This window comes from Flavobacterium sp. GW823-FHT06G12 (assembly GCF_058794775.1).
The window spans coordinates 842,097-857,212 of sequence record NZ_JBXAHE010000002.1 but is presented as its reverse complement, the minus strand read 5'-3'; the positions used below and the strand labels follow the sequence as shown (position 1 = coordinate 857,212).

Here is a 15,116-nt window from a genome sequence, read left to right as displayed (position 1 = left end):
TAAACTGACTAAACTTTAAACAAAAACAAGATGATTTTAGAAATGAAAGTCCCATCACCAGGGGAATCAATAAAAGAAGTTGAAATTGCAACTTGGTTAGTAAAAGACGGAGATTATGTAGAAAAAGATCAGGCTATTGCTGAAGTTGATTCAGATAAAGCTACTCTTGAATTGCCTGCTGAAATGAGCGGTGTAATTACACTAAAAGCTGAAGAAGGTGATACAGTTGCAGTAGGTGCTGTAGTTTGTTTAATTGATACAGATGCTGCTAAACCAGCAGGAAGCACAGCTCCAGCAGCTGAAGCGCCAAAAGCAGAGGCTCCAAAGACTGAAGTAAAAGCAGAAGCTCCAAAAGCAGCACCAGCTCAAGCTCCAGCAGCGACAAGCTATGCAGCAGGAACTCCATCTCCAGCAGCAAGAAAAATATTAGACGAAAAAAATATTGCTCCAGCTACAGTTTCAGGAACTGGTAAAGGCGGAAGAATTACTAAAGAGGATGCTGTAAATGCAGTACCTTCTATGGGAACTCCAACAGGAGGAAGCCGTGGAACTGAGCGTACAAAATTATCTATGTTACGTCGTAAAGTAGCAGAAAGACTAGTTTCAGCTAAAAATGAAACTGCTATGCTTACTACTTTCAACGAAGTAAACATGACACCAATCAACCAAATTCGTAATGAATACAAAGATGCTTTCAAAGCTAAACATGGTGGTTTAGGTTTAGGCTTCATGTCATTCTTTACAAAAGCAGTTACAAGAGCTTTAGAATTATATCCAGATGTTAACTCTATGATGGATGGTGATTACAAAATTGCTTATGATTTTGCTGACATCTCAATCGCAGTTTCTGGACCAAAAGGATTAATGGTTCCTGTTGTTCGTAATGCTGAACTTTTAACTTTCCGTGGAATTGAAGCTGAAATCAAAAGATTAGCTTTAAGAGCTCGTGATGGTCAAATTACAGTTGACGATATGACTGGAGGAACTTTCACAATTACAAATGGTGGTGTTTTCGGAAGCATGTTATCTACTCCAATCATTAACCCTCCTCAATCAGGAATCTTAGGAATGCACAACATCATCGAGCGTCCGATTGCTGTAAACGGAAAAGTTGAAATTCATCCAATGATGTATGTTGCTCTTTCTTACGATCATAGAATCATTGACGGACGTGAGTCTGTTGGTTTCTTAGTTGCTGTAAAAGAGGCTTTAGAAAACCCAGTAGAATTATTGATGAATGGCGACGCTAAACGTGCTTTAGAGTTGTAATTTTTAAAGTAATTTTTGACAATAATAAAAACCTGTTCATTAATTTGAGCAGGTTTTTTTGCTTAAGATTAGCTTAATTTTAGCTTAAGTTGTTAATTTTTTGAAAAAATGTAAATTTTACCCTTTAAAAAATATTTAATTTAGAATAAATAAGAATAACTTGTTTAGTTGCTATCCAACAATTAAATTTGCACTATCAAAATTAATTCTAAATAAAAATGAAATTAAAATTTACAGTTTCTTTTTTGAGTTTTTGTTTTGCTTTAATGACCAGCGTATCAGCTTTGGCTCAAGAAAAAGCAACTATTAAAGGCCAAATTAGCTTAACAAATAATCAAGCAGCAGACAACGTATCTGTAATATTGAAAGGAACAAAAATAGGAACTAGCACAGACGCGAACGGTTTCTATGAAATTAAAAATATTAAACCAGGCAACTATGTAATCAAAGTTTCTGGAATTGGTTATTCTTCTAAAGAAAAAAGCGTTAACCTTAATGGTGGCGACTCAATTATTGAGGATTTTAGAATTAGTGAAAACTCTCAAGAATTAAATGAAGTTGTTTTAAGCTCAAACAGAAAAAACCCGTTGGCTCGTAAAGAAACAACACAAGTATCAAGATTACCTCTTAAAAATCTTGAAAACCCTCAAGTTTATACTACAATTACTGGTGAACTTTTAAAAGAGCAAGTTGTTACAAATATAGATGACGCTCTTAAAAATGCACCAGGATTATCTCCGCTTTGGGCTTCTACTGGACGTGGTGGCGACGGTGCAGGATATTTCTCTCTAAGAGGATTTGCTGTGCAGCCAACAATGACAAATGGTTTACCTGCTTTGAATAACGGAAGTATCGATCCTGCAAATATTGACAAAATTGAAGTTATTAAAGGGCCTTCTGGAACTTTATTCGGAAGTAGTTTAATTTCTTATGGAGGTTTAATCAACTTGACTACTAAAAAACCTTATGATCACTTTGGAGGAGAAGTAAGCTATACAGCAGGAAGTTACGGATTAAACCGTGTAACTGCAGACATTAATACTCCTGTAGATGATGAACACAAAATTAATTTCAGAGTTAATACTGCATATCATACAGAAAACAGCTTTCAAGATGCTGGATTTAGAAAATCATTTTTCTTTGCTCCATCTTTATCTTACCAAGCGAGCGACAGACTTTCGTTTTTTATTAATACTGAATTCATGAACAACAAACAGACGAATCCGACTATGCTATTTTTAGATAGAGGAGCACCTCTGAGAGTTCATAATATGGATGAATTAGGTTATGATAACAAACGTTCTTATACAAGTAACGAACTTGCAATTGAAACTCCTTCTTACTCTCTTCAAGGACAAATGAATTACAAAATCTCTGATCAATGGACTTCTCAAACAGTTCTATCAAGAGGATCATCTAAATCTGAAGGGTATTACACTTATCTTTATGAAGGCACACAATATTTTCCTGCAGAAGTAAATCAAGGAATTGTTTTAGGACGTTCAATGAATTACCAAGATACAACAACTTTAACAACAGATATTCAGCAAAACTTTATTGGTGATTTTAAACTTGGAAACTTAAGAAACAGAATTGTTGTTGGTTTTGATTACTTTAATAGAGGGCAAGTTGATAATGGTTCTGGATATGTATCAAATGGAAGAGTTTATATCGGAAACTTAGATGTAGCAACTGTAAACCAATACGTATTTGGCATAACAGATCCTGCAAAATATATTACAAATGGTGACAGTGGTATCCTAACAAAAGCTGGTTCTGATAAACTTTTAGCAGAAGCTGGCGCAAACAGTAACAAAACAAAACAAGAGGTTATTAGTGCTTATGCATCAGATGTAATCAATATTACTCCTGCATTATCTGCAATGGCAAGTTTACGTGTAGATCGTTTTATGACTGCTGGTGATGTTACTACAAATGCTGATGATTTTAACCAGACTTCTTTTTCACCAAAATTTGGTTTAGTTTATCAGCCAATTATTGACAAAGTTTCGATTTTTGCCAACTATATGGATGGTTTTACTAATACAGCTCCAACAACTGATACTGGTTTAAATGGTGCAGTTATTCCAAGAACTTTCAAACCAGAACACGCTAATCAATTTGAAATCGGAACTAAATTGAATGTTCTTAAAGATAAAGTTTACGCAACATTTAGCTATTATGATATCAAAGTAACAGATCAGGTTTATACTGTTTATGGTTCTACAGGCGGAGTGCCAACTCAAACTTCTTTCCAAGATGGAGAACAAAGAAACAAAGGTTTTGAAGCAGAAATCGTTGCAAATCCAGTTGCTGGTTTAAACATTGTTGCTGGTTACAGTTATGTAGATGCTGTATTAAATGCTGGAGATCCTTCGTTCGTAGGAAACAGACCTGAGAGTTCAGGACCAAGAAACACAGCAAACTTTTGGGCAAGCTACAAATTCCCTCAAGGAGATTTACAAGGATTTGGTTTAGGTTTTGGTGGAAACTATGCTGACAAAAACCTAATTATGAACAGAAATGTTGTAGGTCAGTTTACAATTCCTTCTTACACTGTTTTAAATTCTTCTATTTTCTACGGAACAGAGAAATTTACATTGACATTAAAATTAGACAATATTGCTAATGTTGATACTTACGATGGTTGGTCAACAATTCACCCAAAAAACATGAGAAGCGTATCTGCTAACTTCGCGTACAGATTCTAATAAAAAATAATGAAAACACCTTTCTCTTCTTATAGGAAAGGTGTTTTTTTAAATTTTAAAGATTATGATTACAACTGCCAGTCTTATCGTTTTTTTAGCTTTTTACACGTTGTATTACACTTCAAAAAGAGCTGTTTTGTCTTATGATTTAGGTTTTGAAAAATGGATGCAGAAAAATCCGAAACCAACTAAAATCATCGGCTTAATGCTTTTGCTTTCCGCTTATTCAATGTGGCTTTTTACGCAATCACTAGGCTGTGGCACTTTGATGTTTTTTATTCAGCTCATGACTGTAGGAAGTTTAATCATTATCCTTACACCACTAAAAAAAATAAACAGTAAGTTACTTTTGGCGCTACTGGTTTTTATTGCACTAACAGAATTCTATTACCAGTAATCATTATCAAATTATGCCAGCAAATTCAAAATATCTAAATCCCTCTTTTTGGCCACGTTTTTCCAAAATTACTGCTGCAATTTTAGGAGGATACTTTGTTTCTGTCACTTTTCATTTGGCTCTAGCTTCTTGGTTTAACCGCGCCAATGTTTTAATGACAATGGCTTTTACTGGTTTTATTTTATGGGTTGCCTTAATGATCATTGCTTTTTTAGCCAAAAGCGGTTGGAAAATATGGGGAATTTACATCTTGCTTTCTTTACTTTTTTGTCTTTTTATTTATTTGGGTCAAACCTATAATACGGCACAATAATATATATGAATAACCGTCATTACAATATCTATTTTCATACACATACTGTCAGCGGAATCGTTATCAGTGTAATTCTTTTTGTAATTTTCTTCGCTGGATCTTTTTCTTTTTTTAGAGATGAAATCATCAATTGGGAAAGAAGTGAATCTACAGCAATCACAAGAGAAATTCAATTGGATTACAATGACGCCCTGCAGCATTTAGATAAAAAATATGTTTTGCACGGAAGAAATATCACTATTTCTAAACCTTCAATAGAAAATCGAGTTGCTGTTTATATGGAAGGAACCAAAGACACATTGGCTCCCAAAAAACAACAAGCAGGAGAGTTTTTCTATTTAGACAATAAAAATTACAAATCTTATACTTACGAAGAATCTTATTCTCTTGGTGAACTTTTATACCGTCTCCACTTTTTGGCGCAAATTCCATATCCTACCGGATATTATTTAGCCGGATTTACCGCTCTGTTTTTTTTATTCGCAATCGTGACAGGAGTTTTATTGCATTGGAATAAAATCGTTTCTAACTTTTATATCTTCCGTCCAAAAGAAAAATTAAAAACACTTTGGACAGATGCACACACAGCATTAGGAATGATTGGACTTCCGTTTCAATTTGTATATGCCGTTACAGGTGCCTTTTTCATGATTAAACTTTTAATAGTAGCGCCAGCTGTAGCTGCTTTATACAATGGTGATCAGGATAAATTATATAAAGAATTAGAATACACAGATGCCGATTATAAATTTGAAAATAAAAAGTTAGCCAATCCATTTAATATTGATGAGCTAGTTGCCAAAACCAAAAAGAACTGGAAAGATTTTGAAATTACTCGTGTTTTTATCCAGAATTATGGAGATGCCAATATGCACGTTTTGGTCGAAGGAGAACTTTTAAGCAATAAGAAATTTACAGGAATTGGGAAAGTAGTTTATAGAATTGCCGATGGAAAAGAAATTGCTAAAAAAGACCCAATTGCCCAAACTAATTACCTAGATGTTGTAAAAAATGTTTTGTACCGAATTCATTTTGGCGATTATGGTGGATATGCTTTAAAAATCGTAAGTTTCCTTTTAGGAATTATAACCTGTTTTGTTATTATTTCTGGAGTCATGATTTGGCTTGTTGCGCGACAAAAAAACAATATGCCGGAAAAGAAAAGACGTTTCAACAATGCCGTTGTTCGTATTTATCTGGCAATTTGCTTAAGCATGTATCCTATTACGGCATTAGCTTTTATTGGAAGTAAGATTTTCTATCCTTTAAGCCAATCTAATTTATATGCTCTTTATTTTGGAGGTTGGCTATTGCTTGCCATTTTCTTTATTATTAAAAAGAATGATGCTTTTACGAATAAGTTCTGTTTGGTTTCAGGAAGTATTTTAGGATTCTTAATTCCAATTACCAACGGAATTGTTTCTGGAAATTGGTTTTGGACTTCATTTATAGAAAACAAATTTCAGATTTTCTTTATCGACGTTTTTTGGATTTTCTTAGCAGCAATTACATTATATACAGCTTATCATTTAAAACCCAAAAAAGCAGTTTCTTAAAAATTAGCTCAATTTATTTGTCCTCTATTGATTTTGCGTATAATTTTACGTTTTTAATCAAAATATGGGATTCAAAACCAAAATACGTTTTATACACAAATGGCTCGGATTAATTTCTGGGCTTATTGTTTTTGTAGTTTGTATAACGGGCTGTATTTTTTGTTTTCATGATGAAATAAAAGATATTACAAGAAAAGATTGGCGTTTGGTAGAACCTCAAAACAAATCTTTTCTATTACCATCTGAATTGCAGCAAAAAGCAAAAGAAATTGCTCCTGCGAATAAAGCCAGTATGGTTGCTTATTACGGAAAAAACAGATCGGCAATTGTTTATACCTATTCAGATACAGAAAATTTATATCTCTATTTCAATCCCTATACAGGTAAATATTTAAAAACAGAAAATCCAAAAACCGATTTCTTTATTATAGTAGAATACATTCATTTGTATCTACTCCTGCCCGATTATATCGGAAAACATATTATTGGTGTTTCAACCATCATTTTTATTTTATTGCTTATTTCAGGAATTATACAATGGTGGCCAAAACGAAGAAGTGACATCAAAAGAAGTTTTACTGTAAAATGGTCCGCAAAATGGCGTCGCGTAAATTATGACTGGCACAATACTTCTGGTTTTTATATTTCGTTAATTGCTTTAATTCTAGCCATAACTGGACTTACTTTTACATACGAATGGGTTGGCGACGGAATTTATAAATCTTTCAATTTCGGTGGAGACAAAGCAACCGAGACAAAAACGCCTACAATTGATACAACCACTTTCAAATCAAATTCGGCCACAGCAATTGACAAAGCTTTTATTCAAACCTTAAAATTACAGCCAAAAGCAGAAATGTTCTTTGTAATGATTCCACAACAAAAAGGTGACATTGTGAGTACAGGCGCATATCCGCACACATTGCGTTACGACCAGCAGAGCAATTATTATTTTCATCCGTCAAGCGGAAAACTTATTCAAAGTCAGACATTCGATAAAAAGAGTTTAGGATTGCAAGTTGTCGAAATGAATTACGGAATACATACAGGACAAGTTTTAAATCTTCCAGGAAAAATTATCGCTTTTATAGTAAGTCTAATTGCCGCAGCGCTTCCCGTCAGCGGATTTGTAATTTGGTTTGGAAGAAAAAAGAAATCTAAAAAAGTAAAGCCATAAAAAAACCGCTCATTTAAAGCGGTCTTTCTATAATTGGTACTGAAATTATATGATTAATTTCTGTTTGCTAAAGCATTTTTCTGTAAATTTTTAACCGAACTTACTTTGTTGTCAACATAAGCAACTTCTTTCAAGCTGTCTTCATTAAAGTAAATCCATTTCCCAGTTTTAACTCCGTCTGCGTATTCTCCAACGGTTTTTTTGTTTCCATTTTCGTCATAAGATACCCAAACACCGTCTAATTTACCATCTTTAAAAAAGCCTTCTTGCTGCACTTTACCATTTTCATAGTAATAGGTTGCTTTTACCTTGTTCCCAGCAGCTTCTAATTCAGGCTTTCCTTCTTGTGCAACTACAATTCCAGAGAACAATATTGCAGCTAAAATTACACTCTTTTTCATATCTTTAGGTCTTTAATGTTAAGAAATCTTTATCAAATATAGTTAATTGTTTACATTAAAAAAACTTTTGCTTAACAATTTGGTAACATTGATTAAAAACTTAACATTGGAAAAATCCATAAAATAAAAAAACCAGCGCTCAAGCACTGGTTTTACTGGTATTTTAGAACTATTTAAATTTTACGATAACGTTGTAAATTTCGTAAATAAATTAGTTCAATAATGCTGTAAGCTGTTTATCTAATTCTGGGTCTGAAGGTCTTTCTGCATCATATTTTAGAATATTACCACTTGGATCTACCAAAATGAATCTCGGAACTCCAGTAATATTATAATTAACAATAAATTCAGATTCCCAATCCTTATCTGCTAAAAGCTGTGTACCTCCAAGACTTTTATCGGCAATAAATTTTCTCCATTTGTCACTGTCTTTTAGTTTATCAATAGAAATACTCACAAATTCAATATTTTTTCCATGATACTTTTCTTCAAGTTTTTTTAAATAAGGAATCTCAGCTCTGCAAGGCGCGCACCAAACTGCCCAAACGTCTATAAAAACGTATTTTCCTTTAAAATCAGAAAGCTTGGTTTTCCCTCCTTTATAATTTTCATAATCAAACCCTGGAGAAACTTTCCCCGTAAATTTGTTTGCTTTTGAAACTCTTTCATACTGTCGAGCGACTAATTCATGGTAACTTTCAAAACTGCGTTTTAAAGTTGTTTTAAAATCTGCCGAAAAATCACTCTTCTCTATTTTTTCTGTATCCGATTTCAATTTGTCATCAAGCAAAGCATTAAACTCATTCGGTTCTTTTGTAAAAGCATCTTTTGTAAAGTTTTCGTTTCTTATAGCTTGCTGTGCTAAAAAGATGCTTTCTTCTACTCCTTTACCTTTATATACAATCGTTTTATAAAATTCCTGAGCATTCAGCGTTAAATTGATCTCAGAATTTGGTTTCAAATATAGATTAGAGGATTCCTTGCCATCATAAAACACATAAAATCCTTGAGGAGCATCAAAAGAAGAAACAAAAACTCCTTTTTTATCAATCGGAATTACTTTCTCAAAATCTCTTCCTTTAATTACTAAAGTGTCGCTATTTCTATTATCTATTTTAGCTGTGAACTTAATAGAATTTCCACTTTGAGCGGCAATATTCAAAGCATTAAAAATTACTAAACCTGCAACAAAAAGTTTTTTCATAGGTATTTCAATTAGTTTTAGATACTCAAAACTAAATAAATTAAACCTTTCCAATTTGAGAATTAACAAAATATTTAAAATTATTCTGCATCAACTTTCCACTTTACTATATTATCTTGAATTTTGTATTTACTTTTGCAGTCTAAAATTTTGATTATGTATAGAAGTCATAATTGTGGCGAATTAAACGCTTCAAATATTAATACCGTAGTTACACTTGCGGGCTGGGTTCAAAAATCACGTGATAAAGGATTTATGAATTGGGTCGATTTACGCGACCGTTACGGAATTACGCAACTTATTTTCGACGAAAGTCGTACTGATAAAACCGTTTTTGAATTGGCTAAAACTCTAGGAAGAGAATTTGTAATTCAAGTAAAAGGAACTGTAATTGAGCGTGAAGCTAAAAACAAAAACATTCCAACGGGTGAAATCGAAATTTTAGTTTCAGAATTAACGATTTTAAATACTGCACTCACTCCTCCTTTCACAATCGAAGATGAAACAGATGGTGGAGAAGATATCAGAATGAAGTACCGTTACTTGGATATTAGAAGAAATCCAGTAAAAAACAGTTTATTATTCCGTCACAAAGTGGCAATGGAAGTTCGTAAATATTTATCTGATTTAGATTTCTGCGAAGTTGAAACTCCTTATTTAATTAAATCGACTCCTGAAGGAGCAAGAGATTTCGTTGTACCAAGCCGTATGAACGAAGGTCAGTTTTATGCATTACCGCAATCTCCTCAAACTTTTAAACAGCTTTTGATGGTTGGAGGTATGGATAAATATTTCCAAATCGTGAAATGTTTCCGTGATGAAGATTTACGCGCCGACCGTCAGCCTGAGTTTACTCAAATTGATTGCGAAATGGCATTTGTAGAGCAAGAAGACATTTTGAATATTTTTGAAGGATTGACAAGACACTTGCTTAAAGAAATTAAAGGTATTGAAGTAGACAAATTCCCAAGAATTACTTACGACTACGCCATGAAAACATACGGAAACGACAAACCGGACATTCGTTTCGGAATGAAGTTTGGAGAACTAAACGAATTTGCACAACATAAAGAATTCCCTGTATTCAATGCAGCAGAATTAGTTGTCGGAATCGCTGTTCCTGGCGCTGGAAATTATACTCGTAAAGAAATCGACGGATTAATTGACTGGGTTAAACGTCCACAAGTTGGTGCATCTGGAATGGTTTATGTAAAATGTAATGAAGATGGAACATACAAATCATCTGTAGATAAATTCTACGATCAAGACGATTTAGCAAACTGGGCAAAAGCTACAGAAGCAAATCCTGGCGATATGATTTTTGTTCTTTCTGGACCTGCAAACAAAACACGTGCTCAACTTTCTGCATTGCGTATGGAATTAGCAACTCGTTTAGGATTACGTAATCCTGAAGAATTTGCTCCATTATGGGTTGTAGATTTCCCATTATTAGAACTAGACGAAGAAAGCGGTCGTTACCATGCAATGCACCATCCATTTACTTCTCCGAAACCAGAAGACATGGCTTTACTGGAAACAGAACCAGGAAAAGTTCGCGCAAATGCATACGATATGGTTTTAAACGGAAACGAAATTGGAGGTGGATCTATTCGTATTCACGATAAAGCGACACAACAATTAATGTTTAAATATTTAGGATTTACCGAAGAAGAAGCAAAAGCGCAATTCGGATTCTTAATGGACGCTTTCCAATTTGGAGCACCACCTCACGGAGGACTTGCTTTTGGTCTTGATAGACTTGTAGCAATTCTTGGAGGTCAGGAAACAATTAGAGATTTCATCGCTTTCCCTAAGAACAATTCAGGACGCGATGTTATGATCGATGCACCTGCTGCAATTGACGATGCACAATTGAAAGAACTTCGTATTAAAGTAGATATAGCTTAATTAGAAGTAATTTATTCATAAAAAAACAAAAAGCCGCCGAAATTTCAGCGGCTTTTTTAATTTAATCAAATATTAAGAAAAATCTTAAGTCATTATTTTTTTGAATTATCATATTCTTACAAACGTAATGTTTTCTTATTCTTACAATTAATGATTCGCAAATTATGGTATTTTATAAACAAATTGACGCAATAAACCACGTAAAAACACTGTAAATCAATAATTTTTACAAAAAATTAACACGTAGATGTCTTTTGTATGATATTATATACTACATTTGTTTATTATAAATTATTATTACATTACAAATGCGTACAGGTACAGTAAAATTTTTCAATGAATCTAAAGGTTATGGATTCATTACAGACGAAGAAACAGGAAAAGACATCTTCGTTCACGCTTCAGGAATTAACGCGGAAGAATTACGCGAAGGTGACCGTGTAAGCTATGAAGAAGAAGAAGGAAGAAAAGGGAAAGTTGCTGCTAAAGTAGCAGTAATCTAAGAAAAATATAGCAATTTATTTTTTTTGCCTCTGAATGGTCTCAGAAGACGTCCCGAAGTATCGGGACGTTTTTTTTTGCCCATTTCTTAAAAAAATATTAAAATAACGCAATGTTATTTATAATGAATAAAAATTAGACATAAACGCGGTTTACTACCCTACTTAAATCCTTTTTTAGCTTGTGTTTTACAGAGTTCCAAGTTATCTTTGTGGCTCATTTTTTAAGTATAAAATCGAAGTTTATGCAATCTGATCAATACAGTTACATTCCTATTTTAATGCAGTTTATTCTAGCTGTTGGTTTTGTGGTAGGAACAATCATTATTTCTGGAAAATTAGGACCAAGAAGAACCTCTGAAGTTAAAGATAAAAACTTCGAGTGTGGTATCGAATCTGTTGGTAACGCCCGTATTCCATTCTCTGTAAAATACTTCTTAGTTGCCATTTTGTTCGTATTATTCGACGTAGAGGTTATTTTCCTTTATCCTTGGGCAGTAAACTTCAAAGACTTAGGAATTGAAGGAATGCTAAAAATGTTAGTTTTCATGTCTTTGCTTTTAGTTGGTTTCTTTTACATCATCAAAAAGAAAGCATTAGAGTGGGAATAATGATTTTAGATTTTAGATCTGAGATTTTAGATTTATCTAATATTGAGATTTAAAATTTGAATTCAAATTTAAAGTACTGATTTAAAAAATTGATTTTACCTTTTACGATTTCAATGAATCTAAAATCTAAAATCAGAAATCTAAAATAAAATGAGCGATTCAAAAGTAAATATGGTTGCACCACCAGAAGGAGTTACTGGTGAAGGTTTCTTCGCCACAAAACTTAGTGATGTTGTTGGTTTAGCAAGAGCTAACTCATTATGGCCGCTTCCTTTCGCGACTTCATGCTGTGGTATCGAATTCATGGCAACAATGGCATCTCACTATGACTTAGCTCGATTTGGTTCTGAGCGTGTGAGTTTCTCGCCAAGACAAGCCGATATGTTATTAGTAATGGGAACTATTTCTAAAAAAATGGCTCCTATTTTGAGACAAGTTTACGAGCAAATGTCAGAACCTCGCTGGGTAATTGCTGTTGGAGCATGCGCTTCTTCAGGAGGAGTTTTTGATACTTACTCTGTTCTTCAAGGAATTGACAAAGTAATTCCTGTTGACGTTTATGTACCAGGATGCCCGCCAAGACCAGAACAAATTGTTGATGGAGTTATGAGACTTCAGGACTTGGTTAAAAGCGAATCTGTGAGACGAAGAAGCTCACCAGAATACCAAGAATTATTAGCTTCATATAATATCTCATAAGATGGCCTTAGAAAATACCCAAATTCAAGACAAACTTGTAGAAACATTCAGTAACGATGTTTTTAACTTTCAACAAGAAAGAGATATTTTTTCTTTAGAAGCTTCGGCTGATAAAATTACACCGTTGATTCTTTTCCTTAAAAACGATCCAGAATTACGTTTTCATTTCTTAACAGATTTGTGCGGCATTCATTATCCAGATAACGAAACAGAACGTCAGTTTGCAGTTGTTTATCATTTACACAACTGGTACGAAAACAAAAGATTAAAAATCAAAGTTTTCTTAAACGGCGAAAAACCAGAAATTAAAACAGTTTCAAATATTTTCTTGTCTTCTAACTGGATGGAAAGAGAAACTTTCGATTTCTACGGGATTGACTTTATAGGACATCCTCAGTTGAAACGTATTTTAAATATGGACGAAATGCAGTCTCATCCAATGAGAAAAGAATTCCCAATGGAAGACAGCGGAAGAACAGATAAGGATGACCGATTCTTCGGAAGAACAACATCAAATTGCTAAAAAATAATTCAACATTATAAAATGTCAGAACTATTATTACCACCAGAGCATCGTTATGCTAAAATAATTAAGGAGAGACTAAACGACGACGGAAGTGAACTTTCTGTACTAAATTTAGGTCCGACTCACCCTGCTACACACGGTATTTTCCAAAATATCTTGTTGATGGATGGTGAAAAAATTCTTGAGGCTGAGCCAACTATTGGTTACATCCATAGAGCATTCGAAAAAATTGCCGAAAATCGTCCTTTTTATCAAATTACACCTCTTACAGACCGTATGAACTATTGTTCCTCTCCTATTAATAATATGGGATGGTGGATGACAGTAGAAAAACTATTAGGCATTGAAGTTCCAAAAAGAGCACAATATTTAAGAGTTATCGTTATGGAATTGGCTCGTATTACGGACCACATTATCTGTAACGGAATTTTAGGGGTTGATACTGGTGCGTATACTGGTTTCTTATACGTTTTTCAATTTAGAGAAAAAATCTACGAAATCTACGAAGAAATTTGTGGAGCTCGTTTGACTACAAATATGGGAAGAATCGGTGGTTTTGAAAGAGACTGGTCTCCAGAAGTTTTCAAAAAACTAGATAAATTCCTTGAAGAATTCCCTCCAGTTTGGCAGGAATTCCAAAACTTATTCGAGAGAAATAGAATTTTCCTTGATAGAACTGTAAACGTTGGTGGCATCACTGCCGAAAAAGCAATGGCTTACGGATTTACAGGTCCAAATTTACGTGCTGCTGGAGTTGATTACGACGTACGTGTAGCACAACCTTATTCATCTTACGAAGATTTCGACTTTATCGTTCCTGTTGGAAAATCAGGAGATACTTACGATCGTTTCTGTGTTCGTAATGCTGAAGTTTGGGAAAGTTTAAGCATTATTCGTCAGGCTTTAGAAAAAATGCCTCCAGGAAACGAATATCACGCTGAAGTTCCAGATTACTACCTTCCTCCAAAAGAAGATGTTTATACTTCTATGGAATCTTTAATTTATCACTTTAAGATCGTAATGGGAGAAGTTCCTGTACCAGTTGCAGAAATCTATCACCCTGTAGAAGGAGGAAATGGAGAACTTGGTTTTTATTTAGTAACAGACGGAAGTAGAACTCCATATAGATTACATTTCAGAAGACCTTGCTTTATTTATTATCAAGCATTCCCAGAAATGATTAAAGGTGCCATGCTTTCTGATGCAATTATCATTCTTTCAAGTTTGAACGTAATTGCAGGAGAATTAGACGCCTAAACAATTTAGATTAAAAAAATTGTGCCTTTGCGCCCTTGCGGCAAAACAAGAATAAAATGGAAAGAAAACATTACAAACAAGAAATAAATATGACTGAAGCATTGATCGCTCGTATCAATGAATTAATCAGTCATTATCCTGAGGGCAAACAAAAATCAGCTTTATTGCCTGTTTTGCACGAAGTTCAGGATGCACATAACAACTGGCTTAGTATTGAATTGCAAGACAAAGTTGCTGAGATTCTTCAGATCAAACCAATTGAGGTTTATGAAGTTGTAACTTTCTATACGATGTTCAACCAAAAGCCAATTGGTAAGTACATGTTTGAGTTCTGCCAAACTTCTTGTTGTTGTTTAAGAGGTGCCGAAGATTTGATGGATTATACTTCTGAAAAACTAGGCATTAAAATGGGAGAAACAACTCCAGACGGAATGTTTACCATTGCTGGTGTAGAATGTTTAGGTGCTTGCGGATACGCTCCGATGATGCAATTAGGTGATTTCTACCAAGAAAAACTGACAGAAGAGAAAATCGATCAGATCATTGCTGATTGTAGAGATGATAAAATAATATTACACGATAAATAA

Annotated in this window: 15 protein-coding genes; 13 read left to right on the top strand and 2 right to left on the bottom strand. The window is 33.9% G+C overall.

Annotated elements, in window-relative coordinates:
• Positions 1-30: 30 nt before the first annotated feature.
• From odhB to AC1Q5Z_RS10575, 6 genes are all read left to right on the top strand, one after another.
• Positions 31-1,269, top strand: coding sequence for a 2-oxoglutarate dehydrogenase complex dihydrolipoyllysine-residue succinyltransferase (gene odhB, locus AC1Q5Z_RS10600; RefSeq protein ID WP_343588643.1), 1,239 nt, complete (start codon positions 31-33; stop codon positions 1,267-1,269).
• Between the two features lie 218 nt (positions 1,270-1,487).
• Positions 1,488-3,980, top strand: coding sequence for a TonB-dependent siderophore receptor (locus AC1Q5Z_RS10595; protein WP_343588644.1), 2,493 nt, complete (start codon positions 1,488-1,490; stop codon positions 3,978-3,980).
• A 64-nt stretch (positions 3,981-4,044) separates the two neighbouring features.
• Positions 4,045-4,377, top strand: coding sequence for a hypothetical protein (locus AC1Q5Z_RS10590; protein WP_343588645.1), 333 nt, complete (start codon positions 4,045-4,047; stop codon positions 4,375-4,377).
• A 13-nt stretch (positions 4,378-4,390) separates the two neighbouring features.
• Positions 4,391-4,690, top strand: a complete 300-nt coding sequence (locus tag AC1Q5Z_RS10585; RefSeq protein WP_198854873.1) for a hypothetical protein — start codon at positions 4,391-4,393, stop codon at positions 4,688-4,690.
• A gap of 5 nt (positions 4,691-4,695) precedes the next feature.
• On the top strand, positions 4,696-6,246 hold the full coding sequence (locus tag AC1Q5Z_RS10580; RefSeq protein ID WP_345156884.1) for a PepSY-associated TM helix domain-containing protein: 1,551 nt from the start codon (positions 4,696-4,698) through the stop codon (positions 6,244-6,246).
• A 64-nt stretch (positions 6,247-6,310) separates the two neighbouring features.
• Positions 6,311-7,423 (top strand): PepSY-associated TM helix domain-containing protein, encoded by a 1,113-nt coding sequence (locus AC1Q5Z_RS10575; protein ID WP_492444708.1) that lies wholly within the window; start codon positions 6,311-6,313, stop codon positions 7,421-7,423.
• Between the two features lie 53 nt (positions 7,424-7,476).
• On the opposite strand, the gene AC1Q5Z_RS10570 is transcribed toward AC1Q5Z_RS10575, so the two are convergent.
• Both AC1Q5Z_RS10570 and AC1Q5Z_RS10565 read right to left on the bottom strand, forming a co-directional pair.
• Entirely contained in the window at positions 7,477-7,824 is a 348-nt protein-coding gene (locus AC1Q5Z_RS10570; RefSeq protein WP_198854876.1) for a toxin-antitoxin system YwqK family antitoxin, read from the bottom strand.
• 211 nt (positions 7,825-8,035) lie between these two features.
• Positions 8,036-9,028, bottom strand: a complete 993-nt coding sequence (locus AC1Q5Z_RS10565) for a TlpA family protein disulfide reductase (protein ID WP_492444706.1) — start codon at positions 9,026-9,028, stop codon at positions 8,036-8,038.
• A gap of 156 nt (positions 9,029-9,184) precedes the next feature.
• On the opposite strand from AC1Q5Z_RS10565, the gene aspS reads away from it, so the two are divergent.
• From aspS to AC1Q5Z_RS10530, 7 genes are all read left to right on the top strand, one after another.
• Positions 9,185-10,936, top strand: coding sequence for an aspartate--tRNA ligase (gene aspS / locus AC1Q5Z_RS10560; RefSeq protein WP_198854878.1), 1,752 nt, complete (start codon positions 9,185-9,187; stop codon positions 10,934-10,936).
• Positions 10,937-11,244: 308 nt separating this feature from the next.
• Positions 11,245-11,439 (top strand): cold-shock protein, encoded by a 195-nt coding sequence (locus AC1Q5Z_RS10555; protein ID WP_007137066.1) that lies wholly within the window; start codon positions 11,245-11,247, stop codon positions 11,437-11,439.
• Between the two features lie 242 nt (positions 11,440-11,681).
• Positions 11,682-12,047: an NADH-quinone oxidoreductase subunit A gene (locus tag AC1Q5Z_RS10550; protein ID WP_095929654.1), complete on the top strand. Its 366-nt coding sequence runs from the start codon at positions 11,682-11,684 to the stop codon at positions 12,045-12,047.
• A 150-nt stretch (positions 12,048-12,197) separates the two neighbouring features.
• A complete protein-coding gene (locus AC1Q5Z_RS10545; protein ID WP_111378918.1) occupies positions 12,198-12,746 on the top strand; it encodes an NADH-quinone oxidoreductase subunit B in 549 nt (182 codons plus the stop codon).
• A gap of 1 nt (position 12,747) precedes the next feature.
• Positions 12,748-13,269 (top strand): NADH-quinone oxidoreductase subunit C, encoded by a 522-nt coding sequence (locus tag AC1Q5Z_RS10540; protein WP_198854880.1) that lies wholly within the window; start codon positions 12,748-12,750, stop codon positions 13,267-13,269.
• Between the two features lie 21 nt (positions 13,270-13,290).
• Complete coding sequence (locus tag AC1Q5Z_RS10535; protein WP_111368854.1) at positions 13,291-14,529, top strand: NADH-quinone oxidoreductase subunit D; 1,239 nt, start codon at positions 13,291-13,293, stop codon at positions 14,527-14,529.
• A gap of 56 nt (positions 14,530-14,585) precedes the next feature.
• Positions 14,586-15,116 carry a complex I 24 kDa subunit family protein gene (locus AC1Q5Z_RS10530; protein WP_492444702.1) on the top strand — a complete coding sequence of 177 codons (531 nt, stop codon included), beginning with the start codon at positions 14,586-14,588 and terminating at the stop codon, positions 15,114-15,116.